Annotated in this window: 22 protein-coding genes; 2 read left to right on the top strand and 20 right to left on the bottom strand. The window is 72.1% G+C overall.

The window, feature by feature from the left end; genetic code table 11:
• Nucleotides 1–13 precede the first annotated feature (13 nt).
• Nucleotides 14–535 (top strand): M23 family metallopeptidase, encoded by a 522-nt coding sequence (locus ACIPYQ_RS36765; protein WP_401258546.1) that lies wholly within the window; start codon nucleotides 14–16, stop codon nucleotides 533–535.
• Between the two features lie 59 nt (nucleotides 536–594).
• Here the strand turns inward: ACIPYQ_RS36765 and ACIPYQ_RS36760 are convergent, their stop codons facing one another.
• From ACIPYQ_RS36760 to proS, 18 genes are all read right to left on the bottom strand, one after another.
• Entirely contained in the window at nucleotides 595–1,152 is a 558-nt protein-coding gene (locus ACIPYQ_RS36760; protein ID WP_361755362.1) for a TetR/AcrR family transcriptional regulator, read from the bottom strand.
• 52 nt (nucleotides 1,153–1,204) lie between these two features.
• Nucleotides 1,205–2,041 carry an RNA polymerase sigma factor WhiG gene (gene whiG / locus ACIPYQ_RS36755; protein WP_051836561.1) on the bottom strand — a complete coding sequence of 279 codons (837 nt, stop codon included), beginning with the start codon at nucleotides 2,039–2,041 and terminating at the stop codon, nucleotides 1,205–1,207.
• A 209-nt stretch (nucleotides 2,042–2,250) separates the two neighbouring features.
• Complete coding sequence (gene dprA, locus ACIPYQ_RS36750) at nucleotides 2,251–3,426, bottom strand: DNA-processing protein DprA (protein ID WP_401258544.1); 1,176 nt, start codon at nucleotides 3,424–3,426, stop codon at nucleotides 2,251–2,253.
• Nucleotides 3,423–5,057: a YifB family Mg chelatase-like AAA ATPase gene (locus tag ACIPYQ_RS36745; protein WP_401258542.1), complete on the bottom strand. Its 1,635-nt coding sequence runs from the start codon at nucleotides 5,055–5,057 to the stop codon at nucleotides 3,423–3,425. Before ACIPYQ_RS36745 ends, dprA begins: the two co-directional genes overlap by 4 nt.
• Nucleotides 5,057–5,428 (bottom strand): YraN family protein, encoded by a 372-nt coding sequence (locus tag ACIPYQ_RS36740; protein ID WP_319730868.1) that lies wholly within the window; start codon nucleotides 5,426–5,428, stop codon nucleotides 5,057–5,059. The genes ACIPYQ_RS36745 and ACIPYQ_RS36740 overlap by 1 nt, the downstream gene beginning before the upstream one ends.
• Before the next feature lie 109 nt (nucleotides 5,429–5,537).
• Entirely contained in the window at nucleotides 5,538–5,846 is a 309-nt protein-coding gene (locus ACIPYQ_RS36735; protein WP_005311352.1) for a DUF2469 domain-containing protein, read from the bottom strand.
• 55 nt (nucleotides 5,847–5,901) lie between these two features.
• Nucleotides 5,902–6,405, bottom strand: a complete 504-nt coding sequence (locus ACIPYQ_RS36730; RefSeq protein WP_361755209.1) for an NUDIX hydrolase — start codon at nucleotides 6,403–6,405, stop codon at nucleotides 5,902–5,904.
• On the bottom strand, nucleotides 6,395–7,177 hold the full coding sequence (gene lepB, locus ACIPYQ_RS36725) for a signal peptidase I (protein ID WP_361755206.1): 783 nt from the start codon (nucleotides 7,175–7,177) through the stop codon (nucleotides 6,395–6,397). The genes ACIPYQ_RS36730 and lepB (ACIPYQ_RS36725) overlap by 11 nt, the downstream gene beginning before the upstream one ends.
• A gap of 43 nt (nucleotides 7,178–7,220) precedes the next feature.
• Nucleotides 7,221–8,117 carry a signal peptidase I gene (gene lepB, locus ACIPYQ_RS36720; RefSeq protein WP_361755203.1) on the bottom strand — a complete coding sequence of 299 codons (897 nt, stop codon included), beginning with the start codon at nucleotides 8,115–8,117 and terminating at the stop codon, nucleotides 7,221–7,223.
• Nucleotides 8,118–8,227: 110 nt separating this feature from the next.
• Entirely contained in the window at nucleotides 8,228–9,085 is an 858-nt protein-coding gene (gene lepB, locus ACIPYQ_RS36715) for a signal peptidase I (protein WP_401258540.1), read from the bottom strand.
• Nucleotides 9,078–9,860 (bottom strand): signal peptidase I, encoded by a 783-nt coding sequence (lepB, locus tag ACIPYQ_RS36710; RefSeq protein ID WP_401258538.1) that lies wholly within the window; start codon nucleotides 9,858–9,860, stop codon nucleotides 9,078–9,080. The genes lepB (ACIPYQ_RS36715) and lepB (ACIPYQ_RS36710) overlap by 8 nt, the downstream gene beginning before the upstream one ends.
• A 44-nt stretch (nucleotides 9,861–9,904) precedes the next feature.
• Complete coding sequence (gene rplS, locus ACIPYQ_RS36705) at nucleotides 9,905–10,255, bottom strand: 50S ribosomal protein L19 (protein ID WP_030823745.1); 351 nt, start codon at nucleotides 10,253–10,255, stop codon at nucleotides 9,905–9,907.
• A 133-nt stretch (nucleotides 10,256–10,388) separates the two neighbouring features.
• The gene (trmD, locus tag ACIPYQ_RS36700; RefSeq protein ID WP_401258536.1) at nucleotides 10,389–11,210 is read right to left on the bottom strand and encodes a tRNA (guanosine(37)-N1)-methyltransferase TrmD; all 822 of its coding nucleotides are present in this window, start codon (nucleotides 11,208–11,210) and stop codon (nucleotides 10,389–10,391) included.
• Nucleotides 11,210–11,788, bottom strand: a complete 579-nt coding sequence (rimM, locus tag ACIPYQ_RS36695) for a ribosome maturation factor RimM (RefSeq protein ID WP_401258534.1) — start codon at nucleotides 11,786–11,788, stop codon at nucleotides 11,210–11,212. The genes trmD and rimM overlap by 1 nt, the downstream gene beginning before the upstream one ends.
• A gap of 96 nt (nucleotides 11,789–11,884) precedes the next feature.
• Entirely contained in the window at nucleotides 11,885–12,124 is a 240-nt protein-coding gene (locus ACIPYQ_RS36690) for an RNA-binding protein (RefSeq protein WP_030011889.1), read from the bottom strand.
• A 2-nt stretch (nucleotides 12,125–12,126) separates the two neighbouring features.
• Entirely contained in the window at nucleotides 12,127–12,567 is a 441-nt protein-coding gene (rpsP, locus tag ACIPYQ_RS36685) for a 30S ribosomal protein S16 (protein ID WP_030386406.1), read from the bottom strand.
• Nucleotides 12,568–12,951: 384 nt separating this feature from the next.
• Nucleotides 12,952–13,548 (bottom strand): hypothetical protein, encoded by a 597-nt coding sequence (locus tag ACIPYQ_RS36680; protein WP_030708534.1) that lies wholly within the window; start codon nucleotides 13,546–13,548, stop codon nucleotides 12,952–12,954.
• Between the two features lie 209 nt (nucleotides 13,549–13,757).
• Complete coding sequence (gene proS / locus ACIPYQ_RS36675; RefSeq protein ID WP_361755188.1) at nucleotides 13,758–15,170, bottom strand: proline--tRNA ligase; 1,413 nt, start codon at nucleotides 15,168–15,170, stop codon at nucleotides 13,758–13,760.
• 131 nt (nucleotides 15,171–15,301) lie between these two features.
• Between proS and ACIPYQ_RS36670 the strand changes: the two genes are divergently transcribed.
• Nucleotides 15,302–15,979, top strand: coding sequence for a methyltransferase type 11 (locus ACIPYQ_RS36670; RefSeq protein WP_361755185.1), 678 nt, complete (start codon nucleotides 15,302–15,304; stop codon nucleotides 15,977–15,979).
• A gap of 35 nt (nucleotides 15,980–16,014) precedes the next feature.
• On the opposite strand, the gene ftsH is transcribed toward ACIPYQ_RS36670, so the two are convergent.
• Both ftsH and ffh read right to left on the bottom strand, forming a co-directional pair.
• Nucleotides 16,015–17,859, bottom strand: coding sequence for an ATP-dependent zinc metalloprotease FtsH (gene ftsH, locus ACIPYQ_RS36665; RefSeq protein WP_401258602.1), 1,845 nt, complete (start codon nucleotides 17,857–17,859; stop codon nucleotides 16,015–16,017).
• Between the two features lie 220 nt (nucleotides 17,860–18,079).
• The gene (gene ffh, locus ACIPYQ_RS36660; protein WP_361755179.1) at nucleotides 18,080–19,654 is read right to left on the bottom strand and encodes a signal recognition particle protein; all 1,575 of its coding nucleotides are present in this window, start codon (nucleotides 19,652–19,654) and stop codon (nucleotides 18,080–18,082) included.
• Nucleotides 19,655–19,917: the final 263 nt, after the last annotated feature.

Raw genomic sequence — 19,917 nt, 5'->3', positions numbered from 1 at the left:
GACGCTACGGCCCATGACGACTCTGCTGCTCGGCCTGCTCCTGGCCCTGGCCCAGGCGGCCGCGCCCGGGCCCGTTCCCGGACACCCGCCCGGGGCCCCTGCCGGGGCCCGTCCGCTGCCCGCACCGCTGACCGTGTCGCGCTGGTGGGATCCGCCGCCGACCCCGTACGCGGCCGGGCACCGCGGCGTGGACCTGTCCGCGCCGGTGGGCGCGGAGCTCCGCGCGGTCGGCCCGGGCCGGGTCCACTACGCCGGGCAGGTCGCGGGCCGCGGGGTGCTCTCCCTGACCCTCCCGAACGGACTGCGCACGACCTACGAACCGGTCCGCCCGCTGGTCGCGGAGGGTGAGGAGGTCACGGCGGGCCAGGTGGTGGCGGTCCTGACCGAGGGGTCCCACTGTCCGGCCCCGTGCCTCCACTGGGGTCTGCTGTCGGGCGAGACCTACCTCAACCCGCTGACCCTCGTCCCCCGCCCGACACCCCGCCTCCTGCCGAACCCGGCCCCCGCCGGCGCTCCCGGCCCCGCCGGCGTTTGAGGCGTGGGGGTCCCCCGGACGGAGTCTGGGGGAGGGTCCGGGGCGGAGCCCCGGGTCTGTCAGCCGCGCACGCCCCGCAGGGCCATGGCCACGGCCGCCTCCGTCACCACGGCCGGATCCTCGGCGGCCCCGAGCTCGATCCGCCGGACGGCGGCGTCCACCACGCCCTGGAGGAGCATCGCCGCCAGGCGCGGCTCCGGCTGTCCCAGGCCGGCCAGCGCCTCGACGATCATCGCGACCAGCCCGCCGTGCGCCGCACGGATCTTCTCCCGCGCCCCGGCGTCCAGCTCGCTCGCCGAGATGGCCACCACCGCCCGGTGCCTCCGGTCCCCCACCAGCCCCAGCTGGCTCCGCACGTAGGCCTCGATCTTCGCCTCCGGCGACTCCGCCTGCTCCATCGCCGCCTCGATCTCGGCGGCCCACACCGGGAAGTCCACCGCGCACAGCTCTTCGACGACGGCGGCGCGGGAGCGGAAGTATTCGTACACGGAGGACCGGGCGAGGCCGGTCCGCTCCGCGAGGGCGGGGAAGGTCAGCGCCTCCGTCCCGCCTTCGGACAGCAGGGAACGCGCAGCGTCCAAGAGGGCGCCGCGCTGCATCGACCGGTGCTCGGCCACGGAGGCCGCTCGAATCCTGGGCACGCATCCACTCTACGGAGGTGGCGCAAGCTCACCGTCCTACATCTGCCAACTTCGCGCGCAGTTGCAGGACGGACTTGGTGTGGATCTGACTGACCCGGCTCTCGGTGACGCCCAGCACGTTGCCGATCTCGGCGAGGGTGAGGCCCTCGTAGTAGTAGAGGGTCACCACCGTCTTCTCCCGCTCGGGCAGCGTGTTGATGGCCCGCGCCAGCAGGCGCCGCAGTTCGCGGTCCTCCGCCACCTCCACCGGGTTGTCGGCGGCCGTGTCCTCCAGGGTGTCCATCAGCGAGAGGCGGTCGCCGCCCTCCCCGCCGACGTGCAGCAGCTCCTCCAGCGCGACCACGTTCGCCAGGGACAACTGGCTGAAGACGGTGTGGAGATCCTCCACCCCGATGCCCATCTCCCCGGCGACCTCGCTCTCGGTCGGGGTGCGCCGCAGCTGGGCCTCCAGCGTGGCGTAGGCCCGCTCCACGGCCCGCGCCTTCTGCCGGACCGAGCGGGGGATCCAGTCCAGCGCCCGCAGTTCGTCGATCATCGCGCCGCGGATCCGGGTGATGGCGTACGTCTCGAACTTGATCGACCGGTCGATGTCGAACTTCTCGATGGCGTCGATCAGGCCGAAGACCCCGGAGGAGACGAAGTCGGCCTGCTCCACATTGGGCGGCAGGCCCACGCTGACGCGGCCGGCGACGTACTTCACCAGGGGCGAGTAGTGCAGGATCAACTGCTCCCGCAGCCGCTCGTCACCCGATTCCTTGTACGAGCGCCACAGCACCTCCAGGGACGAGGGCGCGGTGGACCGCACGCTGCCGCGGGCAGCGGGGGGCACCGCAGCGCGGTCGGACCCTGAGGTGTGCTGGGGCATGCTTCGCCTTTGCCGGAGCCGGATTCCTTGGGAGCGTAGCGTGACGGAAGTGTCGCGGTGCGCGAAGAGTACGGGATGGCGCGGGGGCGCAGGGGCGCCCCGACTCGCACGGGCCGTCCGGGACCGGCGCAGCGCGCACGGTCCCGGCAGCTGCCACCGGGAAGACCGCGTCTCTCATCGGTTTCACTCTTTCACCGGAACTCCCCAGGTCAACGACCGCCTCGCCGGTCGGACCGGGTTTGTATGTCCCCTCCAGCCGTTTGTCTGCTCAACTGCCAGCCGTCGCCCTGCCGTTCGACGAACCCCAGAGAGTGAAGTTCGTACAGTCTGCCGATGACTTCATCGGCGCCGGTGCCGCAGGCAAGTGCCAGCTCCGCCACGTCGGCCGGGCGTCCGGCCGGCAGCGCTTCGAGCACCCGGGCCGTGTCCCGGTCCAGCAGGTCCCTGGCGAGCACCGGGCCGCGCCGCTCGGGAGCCAGCTCGCCCATGGAGCCCACCAGTTCGACCACTTCCGCCGCGTCGGTGACGAGCACGGCCTCGCCGCGCAGCAGCTCGTGCACCCCGGCCGAGAGCGCACTGGTGGCGGCCCCCGGGACGCCCATCGTGATCCGCCCGAGCCGCTGGGCCCGCCGGGCGGTGACCAGGGACCCGCTGCGGTGGGCGGCCTCCACGACGACCGTGCCCCGGGTGAGGGCCGCGATGACCCGGTTGCGCAGGACGAACCTGCTGGGGGTCGGATGGCTGCCGGGCGGCAGCTCGCCGAGGATCAGCCCCTGGCCGGCGATCCGGTCGAGCAGCCCGGAGTGTCCGCGGGGGTAGGCGACGTCCACCCCGCAGGCCAGCACCGCCGCGGTCGCGCCGCCCGGGGCGAGGGCCCCGCGGTGGGCGGCGCCGTCGATCCCGAACGCCGCGCCGGAGACCACGACCCAGCCCCGCTCGGCGAGCCCGGCGGCCAGGGTCTGGGCCATGTGCGCGCCGTACGGGGTGCAGGCCCGGGCCCCGACCACGGACACCGAACGCAGCGCCCAGGTCCGCAGGTTCGGCCGGCCCCGCAGCCACAGCCCGACGGGGCGGGCGTCGCCGAGGTCGTCGAGCTGGGTCGGCCACTCCGCCGATCCCGGGTACACGAACCGGCCTCCCGATGCGGCGGCCCGTTCGAGGTCGCGCCGCGGATCGGCCAGCGCCGCCCGTCTGCGGTACCCGGCGAGCCGCTCCGGCCCCACCCCCGCCGGAGCCTCCGATCCCGCCTCGGGGCCGGTCAGCAGGCCCATCAGTCCCACCGCACCGTGCTCCCGCAGCCAGCGCCCGCCGTGCTCGTCCCCGGGCTCGAGCACCCGCGTCAGCGCCGCCCGGGCCAGCAGTTCCTCGTCTCCCGCGCCGGTCACGTCCCGCCTCCCGTCAACGGGACGGCCCCGCGCGCAATCCCGGTCCGCAGCTCCAGCGCCACGGCCACGTCCAACGCGTCGGGCCGGTCCCGCCCCCGCAGGTCGGCCACGGTCCAGGCAACCCGCAGGACCCGGTCCAGCCCGCGCGCGGTGAGCAGTCCCCGCTCCAGATCGCGCTCGGCCTGCGCGAGGGCCCCGGGACCCGCCTGCCACCGGGTCCGCAATTCCTGCCCGGGCACTTCGGAGTTGAGCCGCCACGGCGTGTCGGCGAGCCGGGCCCCGGCGCGCTCCCGGGCCTCCCGCACCCGCTCGGCGACCACGGCGGTGGCCTCCCCGCGCCCGCCCTGGCCCAGCAGATCGGACCGGGTGACGGGCTCGACCTCCACCCTCAGGTCCACCCGGTCGAGCAGCGGCCCGGACAGCCGTGCCTGGTAGCGCCGGATCACCGAGGGCGGGCATTCGCACCCGGCTCCCAGCAGCGTGTGGCGCCCGCACGGGCAGGGGTTGGCGGCGAGCACCATCAGGAACCGGGCCGGCAGCCGCACCACCCCCGCGGCCCGGGCGATGACCACGTGTCCCGATTCGAGGGGCTGGCGCAGCGCGTCCAGGGCCCGGCTGTGGAACTCCGCGGCCTCGTCCAGGAAGAGCACGCCGCGGTGCGCCAGGGAGACCGCTCCGGGCCTGGGGATCCCGGTCCCGCCGCCCACCAGGGACTGCATGGTCGCCGAGTGGTGCGGTGCGCAGTACGGCGGCCGGGCGACCAGCGGTTCGCCGGGCGGGAGGATCCCCGCGACCGAGTGGACGGCGGTGACCTCGACGGAGTCCTGTCGGGTCAGCGGCGGCAGGATCCAGGGCAGCCGCTCGGCCAGCATCGTCTTGCCGGCGCCCGGGGGTCCGCTGAGGAAGAGGTGGTGTCCTCCGGCGGCCGCCACCTCCAGGGCGCGGCGCGCCGTGTGCTGTCCGGCCACGTCGGCGAGGTCGGGGAAGTCCGCGGCATCTCCCCGGCCGCCGCGGCCCGGGGCGAGACCGGTGCCCAGCCCCGCGCCCGGGACCAGCAGGCCGGCCAGTATCGGATCGGGGCGCCCCGGCGGGTCGGGCGGATCCTCCTCGGGGACCGCCCCGCCGGTCAGGACCGCGATCAGCTGGCGCAGGCTGCGCACGCCGAGCACCGAGACGTCCGGCACGAGCGCGGCCTCGGCGGCGCACTGCTGGGGCACCACCACCTGCCGGTATCCGGCCTCCGTCGCGGCAAGGACCGCCGGCAGGATCCCGCGGACCGGGCGGACCCGGCCGTCCAGTCCCAGCTCCCCGATGAGGACGAGATCGGCGATGGCCGCCGGGTCGACCACCTCGGCCGCCCCGAGCACCGCGGCGGCAACGGCCAGGTCGAATCCGGCGCCGGACTTCGGCACGGAGGCCGGGCTGAGCCCGACCGTGAGCTTCTTCTGCGGCCAGGCCGCCCCCGAGTTGACCACGGCGGCACGCACCCGGTCCCGGCTCTCGACCAGGGTCTTGTCCGGGAGCCCCACCAGGGTGAAGGCCGCGACCCCGGGCTCCAGATCGGCCTGGACCTCGACCACCACCCCGTCGACGCCGACCAGGGCCACCGAGCAGGCTCGCGCGAACCCCATCAGGCCACCCCCCTGACGTGTTCCACCAGGGGCGCACCGCGCCGCGGCAGCAGGACTCCGACGAGGTCGATGCGCACGCCGCCCGGGGGCGGTCCGCCGTGGTCGGCGAGCCACCGCCCGGCGAGTCCCCGTAAGCGCTCGGCCTTGGCGGGCCGCACGGCGGCCATGGGATGCTCGAAGTCCCCCGCCCGGCGGGTCTTGACCTCGCACACGACGAGGGCGTCCCCGTCCCGCGCGACGATGTCGATCTCCCCGCCGCGGCACCGCCAGTTCCGTGCGATCACCGTCATGCCGGCCTCGGTCAGCCGCCGCGCGGCGAGCTCCTCGCCGTACCGCCCCAATGCCTGCTGTGCCACGCCCTTCGCGTTCATCCGGCACCACCTCCGGCACCGACGGTCCCGCGTCCCCGCCCACCTTGTGGATCTTGGTGGACAGTCCGGCCGTTGTGGACAACCCGCTCACCCTCCCGGGTGAGGAAGCTCAGCTGCCGGGCAGTTCGAGGTCGCTCTTGTTGAGCTCCTCGATGTTCACGTCCTTGAAGGTCAGCACCCGGACCTGCTTCACGAAGCGGGCCGGCCGGTACATGTCCCAGACCCACGCGTCGGCCATCGAGACCTCGAAGAACACCTCGCCCTGAACCGAGTGCACTTGCATCTCGTAGTCGTTGGTGAGGTAGAAACGGCGTTCGGTCTCGATCACATACTTGAACAGCCCGACGACGTCGCGGTACTCCCGATAGAGCTTCAGCTCCATCTCGGTCTCGTACTTTTCGAGGTCCTCGGCACTCATGGCATGTTCCCCTTCAGCCGTGCGTCCCCCTATTGTGCGCCAGGCCCATGCGCCCCTAAACGATTTCCGGGGCCAGGACCACCGGCGCACCCGGAGGACCGTCGTCGAGCAGCGTACGGAGCAGCTCGGCGAGTCTGGTCGGGTACACCGTCTCATGGGCCGAGAGAAGTTCCTCGGAGGTCCACCACCTGGCTCCGGTGACGCTGCGCCGCTCCAGCTCGGTGAGCCCGCCCATCTCGGTCGCCGTCTGGCTGGTACGTGCCAGGAAGTACCACTCGTCCTGCTCCCAGCGGCGCCCGTCGAAGGGGAACGAGCAGTAGCGGTGCCACAGCACCGGCCCCAGCTCCACCTCCGTGATCCCCGTCTCCTCCGCCAGCTCGCGCAGCGCGGCCTGCTCCCGGCTCTCGGAGCCCTCCAGCCCGCCGCCCGGGGTGAACCACCAGTCGTCCGAGGGGTCCGCCGGCTCGAAGCCGTGCAGCAGCAGGATCCGGTCGTCCGGGTCCAGGAGGATCACCCGCGACACCTTCCGGCGGCCGGTCCCGGCCGGGTCAGCCGACACCGGCCTGCTCCTTGCGCCGTCCGCGCCCCAGGACCCGTGCCACGGGCCCGTACGCGGCCCCCAGCAGGACCAGGGCGGCGCCGGCCACCACCGCCACCAGCTGGAGCCGCAGCGGCCCGGGCCGCGAGATCCCGCCGGGCAGGGCGGCGTACGTCCGCGGACGCTCCAGCATCTTCACGGAGGGCCAGGCCAGGGCGTCGACGCGGGCACTGACGGCGGACCTCGGCACGGTCCCCTGCCCGGCCTCCTGCAGGTGGGCCCGGGAGTCCAGTGAGGCGGCCCGCCGGTCGCCCAGCAGGAAGAGGTTCCCCTCGGGGACCGTCACCTCGAAGGGGGTCCCGGGCGGCGGGGCCTGCCCCGGCGGCATGGCCAGACCCGTGTCCGGCCGGGTGGTGTCGGCGTACGGCTCGTCCAGCGGCGTGCCGTTCACCGTCAGCTCGCCGCCCGCGCCGCAGCACTTCACGGTGTCGCCGCCGATGCCGACGACCCGCTTGACCATGGGCGAATCGCTCCACATGGAATCAGTGAAGATGACCACGTCCCCGCGGCGCACCTCCCCGCCGTCGATGCGCTGCGCGAGCACCCGGTCCCCGGGCCGTACGGTCGGCATCATCGAGTCGGTCGGCACCGTGTAGGGCTGGTAGAGGACCGCACCCCAGACGAAGCCGCCGAGGAAGAGCGCAAAGCCGATGGCCACGGCGAGTCCCGACAGCACGTTGCCGAGACCGCCGCGGCCATCCTTGCCACTGCGTATTGCTTCTGTTCCGCCCATTGCAGCGCCCCCACACTCCGGGATCGTCGACCTGGGCGGCACCCTACCGGGCGGTACGACCGCTGGTCAGCTTCTGCCTGCGCCACATGACGAGCGGAACCGCCCCCACGAGCCCCAGCGCGGCCGGGCCCAACCCGACCGGCGCGAGTCCGGCGGCCCCGAGACCGAGCGCGGTCGCGGCGGCCTGGTTGCCGATGCCCGGCTGGTCGAAGGTGTCCGGGATCGGCAGGGTCGACCAGCGGGTGATCGGCCACGCGATCACGACGGCCCGGCCCACGACCTTGTCGACGGGCACGAAGCCCTGGGTGGAGTCCTGCATGTGGTAGCGGGAGTCCTGGGAGTTCTGCCGGTGGTCGCCCATCACCCAGATCTTGCCCTGGGGCACCTTGATCGGCCCGAAGGGCGCGTCGTCGCACGCGGTGTTGCCGGGGTAGATGTACGGCTCGTCGAGCGCCTTGCCGTTGACGACGACCGGTCCCCCCTTCTTGCACTCGACCGTGTCACCGCCGATGGCGATCGTCCGCTTGATCAGGTCCTTCTCCTCGGCGGACGGCATCAGGCCGATCCAGCTGAGGGCCTTCTGCACGATGTTCGGCTCCGGAGTGGGCTCCCCCGAGAGCCAGTTCGCGGGGTCGTGGAAGACCACGACCTCACCGCGCTCCGGCTCGGATCCGAACCACGGGGTCAGCTTGTCCACCAGCACCCGGTCCCCGCGCTGCAAGGTGTCCTGCATCGAGTCGGACGGGATCGAGAACGCCTGGACCAGGAAGGTCTTGATCAGCAGGGCCAGCAGCAGGGCGATGCCGATGAGGAGCGGAAGCTCCTTCCAGAACGAGCGGTGCGCCGGCGCCGCGGTACCGTCCTCGTCGGCCTCGCGCTCGACTGCATCGTCCGGCCGCTCCTCGCCCTCGTCGCGACCGGAACGTGCGCCTACCGCCACATCCCCCACATCCACTCCTCACTCGCGATCGCCGCCCGGCCGAAACAGGCACGGGCCCTCCCCTCCCTAACGAGCGGGAGTTCCCTAAGGCGCGGGAGACCGAAGACACACTATGCGAACGGTGCGCCCCGACGGCGCCTGCGCCGTCCGCGTCCTTGACTCCGTGCCTGATCGGGCACCATGCGGAACGTCGCGGGCTGTTCCAGTCGCTTCCAGTGCCCGAACGGCCAGGCGATCACCACGGCTTCGCCCACGACCCCGTTCTCGTCGATGGTGCCCTCGAAGGCCTCGTCGAGGTGGAAGCGCGAGTCCGAGGAGTTGGCCCGGTGGTCGCCCATCACGAAGAGCCGGCCGGCCGGCACCTCGACCTCGAAGGCGATGTCCGAGGGGGCGTTGCCCGGGTTCACGTACGGCTCGTCGAGCGGCGAGCCGTTGACGGTGACCCGGCCCCTGCTGTCGCAGCACTTGACGGTGTCCCCGCCCACGCCGATGACGCGCTTGATGAGGTCCTGCTCGTCGGCCGAGGGCAGCAGGCCGATGAAGGTCAGGCCCTGCTTGATCTGCTTGACGCCGACCGGGTCCTGGGCGGGCCGGGCGGCCTCGCCCCTGAGCCAGCCGCCGGGGTCCTTGAACACGACGACGTCGCCGCGCTCGACCTTGGAGCCGAACCACGGGGTCAGCTTGTCCACGAGGACCCGGTCGCCGATGCGGATGGTCTGCTCCATCGAGCCCGACGGGATGAAGAAGGCCTGCACCAGGAAGGTCTTGAGCAGCAGGGCTATGCACAGCGCCACCACGACCAGCAGCGGCAGCTCGCCGGCGCGGCGCGTGCGGCGGCGCCGGCGCACCTTGCGGGCCGTCCGGCGCCGTTCGGCCCGGCCGCCCCAGACCTCCTGTGCGGGCGTCGGTTCCGGCTCCGGTTCGGGCTCCCGCTCCCGTCCGCCGCGCGGCCGTCCGCGGCTACCCATGACCGCCCCCGACGGCGCCCCAGCGCGAAACCGGCCAGCCGATCCAGTCGGCCCGCCCGATCACCTTCTCCACCGGCACCATCCCCCCGCCCGGTTCGCCCAGGTGGTCGCGCGAGTCCCGGGACTGGGACCGATGGTCACCCATCACCCACAGGGTCCCCAGGGGTACGACGATACGGAACGGCACCTTCGAGGGGGCGTCACCGGGATACAGGTACGGCTCGTCCAGCGGCACGCCGTTGACCTGGACCCGCCCGCCCGCGTCGCAGCACACCACGTCGTCACCGCCGACGCCCACGACCCGCTTCACGAAGTCGGTGTCGGACGGCTCCGCGAGCCCGAGGGCCGAGGCCGCGCCGTGCAGCAGCACGCCGACCGGATTACCGTCCGGGCGTTCCCGTACGAAGGAGCCGGTGCCGTCGAAGACCACGAGGTCCCCGCGGGCCGGCCGGTCGCCGAAACGGTACGCCAGCTTGTTGACCAGCACCCGGTCCCCGACCTGCAGCGTCGGCTCCATGGAGCGGCTCGGGATCAGGAAGGGCTGGATCACGAAGTTGCTGAACAGCAGCAGGAAGACGGTGCAGAGCACACCGAGCACGCCGGCCCGCCGCCAGGTCAGGGGTCCCCGGGACGGCGTGCGCCCGTTCGCGGGGCGCCGGGACGCCCGCCTCCCCGTCGGCGGATTGCCGGCCGCGGAGAACGCAAAACGCGGCCGCTCCTCCCCCTCGCGGGGGGAAGAGTGGCCGCGCTGCGTGTGAGGTGCTTCGGTGTCCATCGGGGGCGAGCCTATCCGGCCGCCCCCGAACACCGGAGGCGACCTTACTTGTCGCGCTTCTCCTTGATCTTCGCGGCCTTGCCGCGGAGCTCACGGAGGTAGTACAGCTTCGCACGGCGCACGTCACCGCGGGTGACGAGCTCGATCTTCTCGAAGATCGGGGAGTGGACCGGGAAGGTACGCTCCACGCCGACGCTGAAGGAGACCTTGCGGACGGTGAAGGTCTCGGAGACCCCCGCGCCCTGGCGACGGATGACGACGCCCTTGAACTGCTGGATACGGGAGCGGTTGCCCTCGATCACGCGGACGTGCACGTTGATCGTGTCACCCGGGCGGAAGGCCGGGACGTCCGAGCGGAGCGCGGCGGCGTTGACGCCATCGAGCAGGTGAGACATGTTCTTCGTCTGCTTTCTTCGCACGACGCCACAGGTCGCCGGTGCGGGTTTCCGTAGAGAATTCGGGAGCCGCGACACTCGGCGGACGACGGTCCCCCTGTGGCAGGGGCGCCCGCGAGCACACAGCAGCCGCCTATTCTTCCACGGCCTCGGGCCTGAGCCAAAATCGGCCGTCCGGGGACGGCGTCCAGCCCAGGATGGAGAGGATCTCCCGGTCCTTCTTGTCGAAGGCTGCGGACTCGCAGCGCTCGATCAGGTCCGGGCGGTTCTGCGCGGTCCGGCGGAAGGCCTCGTCCCGGCGCCAGCGGGCGATCTTCCCGTGGTGGCCGCTGAGCAGCACCTCGGGAATGTCCCGGCCGCGCCACTCCGGGGGCTTGGTGTAGACCGGCCCTTCCAGCAGGTTGGCCATCTCGCCCGGTGCGAAGGAGTCGTCGCGGTGCGATTCGGCGTTGCCGAGCACCCCGGGCAGCAGCCGGGCCACGGCCTCGGTGACGACCAGGACGGCGGCCTCGCCGCCCGCCAGGACGTAGTCGCCGATGGAGACCTCGTACACCGGCATGCGGGTGGCGTACTCGTCCATGACCCGGCGGTCGATGCCCTCGTACCGGGCCGGGGTGAAGATCAGCCACGGCCGCTCGGAGAGCTCGACGGCCAGTTCCTGGGTGAAGGGGCGGCCGCTGGGGGTGGGGACGACCATGACGGGCCCGTGCGCGCCCGCCTCGTAGCCGTCGGCCAGCGCCGCGTCCAGGGCCTCGCCCCACGGCTCGGTCTTCATGACCATGCCGGGACCGCCGCCGTACGGGGTGTCGTCGACCGTGTTGTGCCGGTCGTACGTCCAGTCCCGCAGGTCGTGGACGTGCACGTCGAGCTGCCCGCGGGCACGGGCCTTGCCGACGAGGGAGACGTTCAGCGGCTCCAGGTACTCGGGGAAGATCGTGACGACGTCGAGACGCATCAGGCGTCGTCCCCGGAGTCCTCGTCACGGGCCGGGGCCTCGTCACGGGTCGAGGCGATGACCGCTTCGCGCTCGTCGATCAGCCCGGGCGGCGGGGTGATGACGCAGCGCTGCTCCTCCAGGTCGATCTCGGCGACGATCTCCTCGACGAAGGGGATCATCACCTCGGAGCCGTCCGGCCGCTCGACGATGAAGAGGTCCTGCGAGGGCAGGTGGGAGATCTCGGTGATCCGGCCGATCTCGGTGCCGTCCTCGAGTACCACGTCCAGGTCCATCAGCTGGTGGTCGTAGTACTCGTCCTCCTCCTCCGGCAGCTCCGCCGGGTCCACCTCGGCGATGAGCAGGATGTTGCGCAGCGCCTCGGCCCCGGTGCGGTCCTTGACGCCGGCGAAGCGGAGCATCAGCCGGCCGCTGTGCACCCGGCCCGTCTCGATGGTCAGCGGTCCCGCCGCGGCGGGCTCCGTCTTGAGCACGGCACCGGGGCTGAGCCGCAGCTCCGGCTCGTCCGTGCGCACCTCGACGGTGACCTCACCCTTGATGCCGTGGGCGCGGCCGATCCGCGCGACTACCAGCTCCACTGTGTGTCTCTCCTGTTCAGACGACGACGGGCCGGGGTGGGCACGAATGCCCTCCCCGGCCCGTGCCGGTGATTCACGTGTTAAATGAACCAAGTCTCAGCGGACCTGGTCCACGTCGACGAGGTCGACGCGGATCCCCCGGCCGCCGATGGCGCCCACGACGGTGCGCAGAGCACGTGCGGTGCGGCCGTTGCGGCCGATCACCTTGCCGAGGTCGTCGGGGTGAACCCGGACCTCGAGCACCTGTCCACGGCGCAGGTTGCGCGAGGCGACCTGCACTTCGTCGGGGTTGTCCACAATGCCCTTTACGAGGTGCTCAAGAGCCTCCTCGAGCATGCTCAGGCCTCGGTCGACTCGGCGGCGGCCTCAGCCTCGTCCGCCTTCTTGTCGGCCTTCTTCGCCTTCTGCGTGATGGCCTCGCCCTTGCCCTCGCCGATGCCCTCGAGGGCCTTGGCGAACTCGTCGAAGGAGCGACGCTTGCTCTCCTTCGTCTCCGGCTGCAGGAGCGGCGCGGGGGCGGGGAGACCCTTGTGGGCCTGCCAGTCACCGGTCAGCTTCAGGATGGCGAGCACAGCCTCGGTGGGCTGGGCGCCGACGGACAGCCAGTACTGCGCACGCTCGGCGTTGACCTCGATGCGCGACGGGTTGTAGGTCGGGTGGTAGATACCGATCTCCTCGATCGCGCGACCATCCCGGCGGGTGCGGGCGTCGGCGACGACGATGCGGTAGTGCGGCTGGCGAATCTTGCCGAGGCGCTTGAGCTTGATCTTGACTGCCACTGGAGTGGTGTCTCCTGAACTTGACGTGGTTGGGCACATGAGATGCCACGTGGGGTTGCGGTACTCGGGTGCCCGATGGACGCGTCAGCCGGAGGAGAGAGGGGTCCTATGCGACTGTCGAGTACAGCTAGCCATTGTGCCATACGCCCGCGGCGCGCTCCGCCGGGCGGTCGGGTCCGTCTCCCCGCGGGCGGCCCGCTCCCGTCCCCGTGCGGGCGCGGGGTGCCGCAAGGACGGCGGTGCGGGGCGCGGGGCACGGCCCGCCGGTGGTGCGGCGGTGCGGGCTGCCCGCGTGTGCGCCGGCGGCGGTCGCCCCGGTGGGGGCGAGGGCGCGGCGGCCGGTTCGCCGTGGGGCGGTGGCCCCGGTGGCGGCGGTGAGGGCGGTCAGGAGGCCGCCGCGATGGCGACTTCGGGGATGCGGAAGGGCTTCATGCACCCGCCGCACACGATCGGCGCCTGGGCCAGCACGGAGGGGACCACCCGCACGTTGCGCCCGCAGTCGCAGACCGCCTTGACGCGCACGCCGCCGCCGGAGGACCCGTGCCGGGCGGCCGGTCCGCGGAAGCTGCGCTTGGTGTCGGCGGCCGTGGCGGCGGTGTGCGCCTTCAGTGCGCGCTGCAGCCGTTCGATGGTGGGGCGGTAGCGGCGCTTCGCCTCCGGATTGAGCGTGACGAGCGAGAAGCCGCTGCTGGCGTGCGGCTCCTCGGAGTGGTCCAGCCCCAGTTCCTCGGCGATCGCGAGGAATCTGCGGTTGTGGTAGCGGCCGGCGCGCGAGGTGTCTCGGACTCCGCGGGCGGCGGCGATGCCGTGGACTGCCTCGTGCAGCAGTCGCTCGAAGGAGAGCTCGGCGCCGCAGGCGGACGAGGACTCTCCGATCAGGGACTCGGGCGCGGCAAGGTCAGGCAGCTCGGGGTGGTGCCGCTGAATATCGGCCCACGCCTGCGCCAGCTCTGCGGCGAGAACAGGTGGTGTCGTGCTCACGTCGTGACAACGAGCCGAGGTGCCCGGGTGTTCCGATTCCGGGCCATTCCAAATTTTTTGCACGTACCAGTCAGTTCAGTCTCATGCGTGCTGACGAGGACGGGTGCGCCGATCTCAGGAGGAGTCGGTACTTAACGAGGACCAACGACGAAGCCGCCCCGGCGCGCGGCACGAGCCGCACGCCGGGGCGCAAGGTCCTTCGGGCCCGGTCAGTACGAGCGCGCGACGATCGCGAGCGTACCGGGGGCGTCGTCCGCCTCGGGGACCGACCCGTCCTCGGCGATCAGGCAGCGCACGGAGACGGCCTGCTCGGCCAGCTTGGCCTCGCCCTCCGGACCGAGGTCCGCCCACGGGATCCGCGCCCAGCCGCCGGCGATGGCGGCCTCGGCGGCCTCCTCGATGGTCGAGACGTCGGAGGTGCGGGACTCGCGGCGCTCGCGGGACTCGCGCAGCAGCTGCGCCTGGTCCTCGTCGAGCACCTTGGGCAGCAGGTCGGCGAGGGCGTCGATCTGCACGGGGGTCTTCCCGCCCGGGATGCGGCGGGCCAGCATCGCGGTGCCGGCCTCCAGGTCGCGGGGGCCGATCTCGATGCGCACCGGTACGCCCTTGAGCTCCCAGTCCACGGCGCGGCGGCCGAAGGGGGTGTCGACGCGGTCGTCGACGAACACGCGCAGGCCGGCGGCCTTCAGCTGGGCGCCGAGCTCGCGGACCTTGGTGACGGCCTCGTCGCCCTTGATCGCCATGACGACGACCTGGACGTGCGCGAGGCGCGGCGGGACGCGGAGGCCGTTGTCGTCGCCGTGGGACATGATCAGGCCGCCGACCATGCGGGTCGAGACGCCCCACGAGGTCTGCCAGACGAGCTCCTGCTTGCCTTCCTTCGACAGGTACTGGGTGTTGAAGGCCTTGGCGAAGTTGGTGCCGAGCTCGTGGCTGGTGCCCAACTGCAGGGCCTTGCCGTCGCCCATCATGCCCTCGAGGGTGAGGGTGTTGATGGCGCCGGCGAAGCGCTCCTTGGCGGTCTTGCGGCCGAGCACGACGTCGATGCCGAGCACGTTCGTCATGAAGTCGCCGTAGACGTCCGTGTGGATGCGGGCGGCGTAGTCGCGGGCGTCCTCGTAGGTGGCGTGGGCGGTGTGGCCCTCCTGCCAGAGGAACTCGCTCGTACGGAGGAACACGCGCGGGCGCATCTCCCAGCGGACCACGTTGGCCCACTGGTTGATCAGCAGCGGCAGGTCGCGGTAGCTCTGGACCCACTTGGAGAAGTAGTCGTTGATGATCGTCTCGGACGTGGGCCGGACGACGACCGGCTCCTCCAGCTCCTTGCCGCCGCCGTGCGTGACGACCGCGAGCTCGGGGGCGAAGCCCTCGACGTGCTCGGCTTCCTTCGTCAGGTACGACTGCGGGATAAAGAGCGGGAAGTACGCGTTCTGGGCGCCCGCGTCCTTGATGCGCGCGTCCATCTCCTGCTGCATCCGCTCCCACAGGCCGTAGCCGTACGGTCGGATGACCATGGTGCCGCGGACCGGACCGTTGTCGGCCAGCTCGGCCTTGTTGATCAGATCCTGGTACCAGCGGGGGAAATCCTCCGCCTGCGGGGTGAGAACGGGTGCCTTTGCCATGCCGCGAATCGTACGGCGCCGGGCACACGATGCGTGAATCGGGTGCCGCACTCCTCTGGACGCGGGGGCGAATGGGGAGTTCTCTGGCAACGGGGGCAAGGGGGCGACACGGAATCAGGAGCGCTCTTTCGATGACACCGACGCCGACGGCGACGCTTGTCGCCCGGGACTGGGCGGAGATCCAGGAACGGATGCTGGTACCGCTGTACGAGGCGGTCTACGACCGACTGGAGGTCGGGCCGGGTGACCGACTGCTGGGCCTCGACTGCGGGGCCGGCCTGGCCCTGCTGCTCGCGGCCGGGCGGGGAGCCGTGGCCACGGGCGTGGAGGCGGATCCGGCCCGGCGGGCACTGGCCCGTGAGCGGCTGCTGGAGGTGCTGGCGGCCCCGCCGTCGGCGCCGCGCCCGTACGACGCCCTGCTGGCCTTCTCCCCGTCCCCGGCGGCGCTGGCCGCGGCCCTGCCCGCGGTGCGCCGCGGCGGGGCGGTGGTACTGGCCGACTGGGGCCCGGCGGAGCGCTGCACGGTGCCCTCGGTCCTGGGCGGCGGACCCTCGCCACGGGACCTGGACGCGCTGGTGGAGCGGGCCGGGCTCAGACCGGACGGATCGGGGCGGGTGTTCTGCCCGTTCGGGTACGCGGACGTGGACAGCGCGGTGCGCGGGCTGCTGTCGACCGGCCTCTATGACGGCGCGGCCGACCCCGCGCTGGCGGAGAAGGAGCTGGCCGAGGCCCTTCACCCGTTCGAGCGATCCGACGGCGCCGTGTGGCTGCCGAACATCTTCCGGTATGTGATCGCCCGATTGGACTAGCGGCCGCACGGATGTGCGGCTGTGCGGCTGCCCCGTCAGTCGGCGTCGTGGGCCTTGGTCAGGCGGGTGATCCCGGCGGCGGCGTAGGCGGCCGTCTCGTCGAGGGTCTCGTTGGCGAGCAGGGCCTCGGCCAGGGCGTCGAGCTGCGGGCGGTGCTCGCGCAGGAGCCGGCAGGCCTCCGCGTAGCACTCGTCGACGATCCGCCGCATCTCGTGGTCCACCGCGTCGAGGGTGGCGGGGGCGGCGGACAGGCCGTAGGGACCGCCTCCGTCGGTCGGGATGGCGGTGAGCTTGCCGACGCGGTCGCTCATGCCCCAGCGGCCGACCATCCCCCGGACGATGTTGGTGACCTGTTCGAGGTCGTTCTCCGCGCCGGTGGTGATGACGTCGTAGACGACGTGCTCGGCCGCCATGCCGCCGAGCGCCCCGATGACGCGGCCGCGCAGGTACGGCTCGGTGTAGGCGTACCGGTCGGCGTCCGGGGTCGAGAGGGTGACGCCGAGGGCGCGGCCCCGGGGCACGATCGTGATCTTGCGGACCGGGTCGGCGCCCGGCTGCAGCATGCCCAGGAGGGCGTGGCCGCTCTCGTGGTACGCGGTGCGGCGGCGCTCCTCCAGCGGCATCACCAGGGACCGCTCCGCGCCGAGCTGGACCTTCTCCAGGGCGTCGGACAGGTCGGACTGGGTGACCTGGTCCTGGCGGCGCTTGACGGCCAGCAGCGCGGCCTCGTTGGCGAGGTTGGCCAGTTCGGCGCCGGTCATTCCGGGGGTGGTACGGGCCACCTGCGCGAGGTCGACGCCCGGGTCGAGCGGGATGTCCCGGGTGTGGATGCGCAGGATGGCCTCGCGGCCGGCCCGGTCGGGCGGGGCGACGGCCACCGTGCGGTCGAAGCGGCCGGGGCGGGTCAGGGCGGGGTCCAGGACGTCGGCCCGGTTGGTGGCGGCGAGGACGACCACCCCCTCCGATCCGGAGAAGCCGTCCATCTCGGTGAGGATCTGGTTCAGGGTCTGTTCGCGCTCGTCGTGGCCGCCCATGGCGGCGCCGCCGCCTCGCACCCGGCCGATGGTGTCGATCTCGTCGATGAAGATGATCGCGGGGGCCACCTTGCGCGCCTCGGTGAAGAGTTCGCGGACCCGGGAGGCGCCGACGCCGACGATCATCTCGATGAACTCGGAGGCGGAGGCGGAGAAGAACGGCACCCCGGCCTCGCCCGCGACCGCCCGCGCGAGCAGGGTCTTGCCGGTGCCGGGCGGGCCGACCAGGAGGACCCCGCCGGGCATCCGGGCGCCCAGCCTCCGGTAGGCCTGCGGGTTCTTGAGGAAGTCGACGACGTCGTTGAGCTCGCCCTCGACCTCGTCGATGCCGGCCACGTCCTCGAAGGTGGTGCGCTTGTCGCCCGTCTCCAGCTCCACCGGCTTGGGCGGGGCCTTGCGGCCGAGGGCGCCCATGCCGCCCATCCCCCCGCGCATCCGGCGGGCGATGACCACCCACAGCAGGACCAGTACGAGCATCGGGGCGAGGGAGAGCAGCAGATTGGCGAGGAAGCTGCGCTGCACGACGACCGGGGAGGCCGTCACGTTCACGTTCTGCTTGGTGAGCTCGGCCCACAGATCATCTTCGGCGAAGGCCGGACGCTGGGTGACGAACTTGGTGTAGTCCCCCTTGTCCCCGTCGGGCAGCGGCTGCTTGGCCTTCAGCTCGCCCTGGATCGCGTCGCCCTTGGAGTAGATCTTCGAGACGTTGCCGGCGGCCACCTGCTTGCTGAACTCGGTGTACGAGATGGTCGGCTCGTCCCCCTCGTTGAAGAAGGACAGCACCAGGTTGGTCACCAGGTAGACGATCAGGGCGGCGAGGATCAGTCCCCTCCAGCCGCCCGGCATCCGCTTCTTCGGCGGAGGTGTGGGCGGGGCGCCTTCCGAGCGCCAGGGCGTGTCGGCCCGGTCGCGGGGAGGTACGGGGGTGGGGCTGGGCACGGGCGCCTCCTTCTGCCATCCTCCCGGCCGACGATAAGCGACAAATCGACCCGTTGCCCCGCAGAAGACGGAGGGCCCCGGCCGTGAGATCACGACCGGGGCCCTCCGCTGCCCGCCTGTGCGGGTACTACTTCATGAACTTCTTGAACTCGTCCGGAAGGTCGAAGTCCTGGCCCGGCTGGCCACCGCCGGCGGGAAGGCCGAAGGGGCTGCCGCCGGCCGCGGGCTCGATCGCCTGCGGACCCTGCTCGCGGCGGGCCGCTGCCGCGGCCTCCTCTTCCTTGCGCTTCATCGGGTTGCCGCTCTTGCGCTTGCCCTTGGCCTGCTTGACCTGCTTCTTCTGCCGGCCGGGGCCGCCGCCCATCCCGGGGATGCCGGGCATGCCCGGCATGCCGCCGCCCTGGGCCATGCGCGACATCATCTTGCGGGCGTCGAAGAACCGCTCGACGAGCGACTTGACTGCGCTGACCTCGCTGCCGGAACCCTTGGCGATACGGGCACGGCGCGAGCCGTTGATGATCGTCGGGTCATGGCGCTCGGCCGGGGTCATCGACTTGATGATCGCGGCCATGCGGTCCACGTCGCGCTCGTCGATGTTGTTGATCTGCTCCTTGATCTGACCCATGCCGGGCAGCATGCCGAGCAGCTTGGAGATGGAGCCCATCTTGCGGACCTGCTCCATCTGGGCCAGGAAGTCGTCGAGCGTGAACTCCTTGGGACCCTTGGCGAGCTTGGCCGCCATCTTCTCGGCCTCGGCCTGCGAGAAGGTCTTCTCGGCCTGCTCGATGAGGGTGAGCATGTCACCCATGTCGAGGATCCGGCCCGCCATGCGGTCGGGGTGGAAGGCGTCGAACTCGTCGAGCTTCTCGCCGTTCGAGGCGAACATGATCTGCTTGCCGGTGACGTGCGCGATGGAGAGCGCGGCACCACCGCGGGCGTCGCCGTCGAGCTTCGAGAGCACCACGCCGTCGAAGCCGACGCCGTCGCGGAAGGCCTCGGCGGTGTTGACCGCGTCCTGACCGATCATGGCGTCGACGACGAAGAGGATCTCGTCGGGGCTGACGGCGTCGCGGATGTCCGCGGCCTGCTGCATCAGCTCCTGGTCGATGCCGAGGCGGCCGGCGGTGTCGACGATGACGATGTCGTGCTGCTTGGTCCGCGCGTACTCGATGGAGTCCTTGGCGACCTGGACCGGGTCACCGACACCGTTGCCCGGCTGGGGGCCGTAGAAGGCCACGCCCGCGCGGTCGGCGACGACGGAGAGCTGGTTGACGGCGTTGGGGCGCTGGAGGTCGCAGGCCACGAGCAGCGGGGTGTGGCCCTGCCCCTTGAGCCAGAGGCCGAGCTTTCCGGCGAGGGTGGTCTTACCGGCACCCTGGAGACCGGCCAGCATGATCACGGTGGGGGCGGTCTTGGCGAAGCGCAGCCGCCGGGTCTCGCCGCCGAGGATCGTGACGAGCTCGTCGTTGACGATCTTCAGGACCTGCTGGCCGGGGTTCAGCGCCTTGCTGACCTCCTCGCCGCGGGCCCGCTCCTTGACGTTGGCGATGAAGGAGCGGACGACCGGGAGGGCGACGTCGGCCTCGAGGAGCGCGATACGGATTTCCCGGGCCGCGGAGTCGATGTCAGCCTCGGACAGCCGGCCTTTGCCGCGCAGGCCCTTGAAGGTATTCGCCAAGCGGTCGGAGAGCGTATCGAACACGGTGGTCGCGATTCCTCGGGTCGGGGGCGTTGTGGTCGTCCCCCAGGGTATCCGCCCGTACCGCGTGATGGACCCGGCGGTCCTTCCCCGGTCTCCGCCCGCCGCTGTGCTTCAAACGCCGGCGGAGCCGGATTCGGCTGATGCTGGCCTGCCCAGCGCGGCCCAAAGACCGGGGCTCCGCCCCGCACCCCGCTCCTCAAACGCCGGAGAGGCTGGATTGGGCCGGGGGGCGCGGGCGGGGGCCCCGGACCCCCGGGCCGCAG

Source organism: Streptomyces sp. NPDC090045 (assembly GCF_044747975.1).
Taxonomy (GTDB): Bacteria; Actinomycetota; Actinomycetes; order Streptomycetales; family Streptomycetaceae; genus Streptomyces.
The sequence above is the reverse complement of the archived record's forward strand: the minus strand, read 5'-3'. Positions and strand labels throughout refer to the sequence as shown.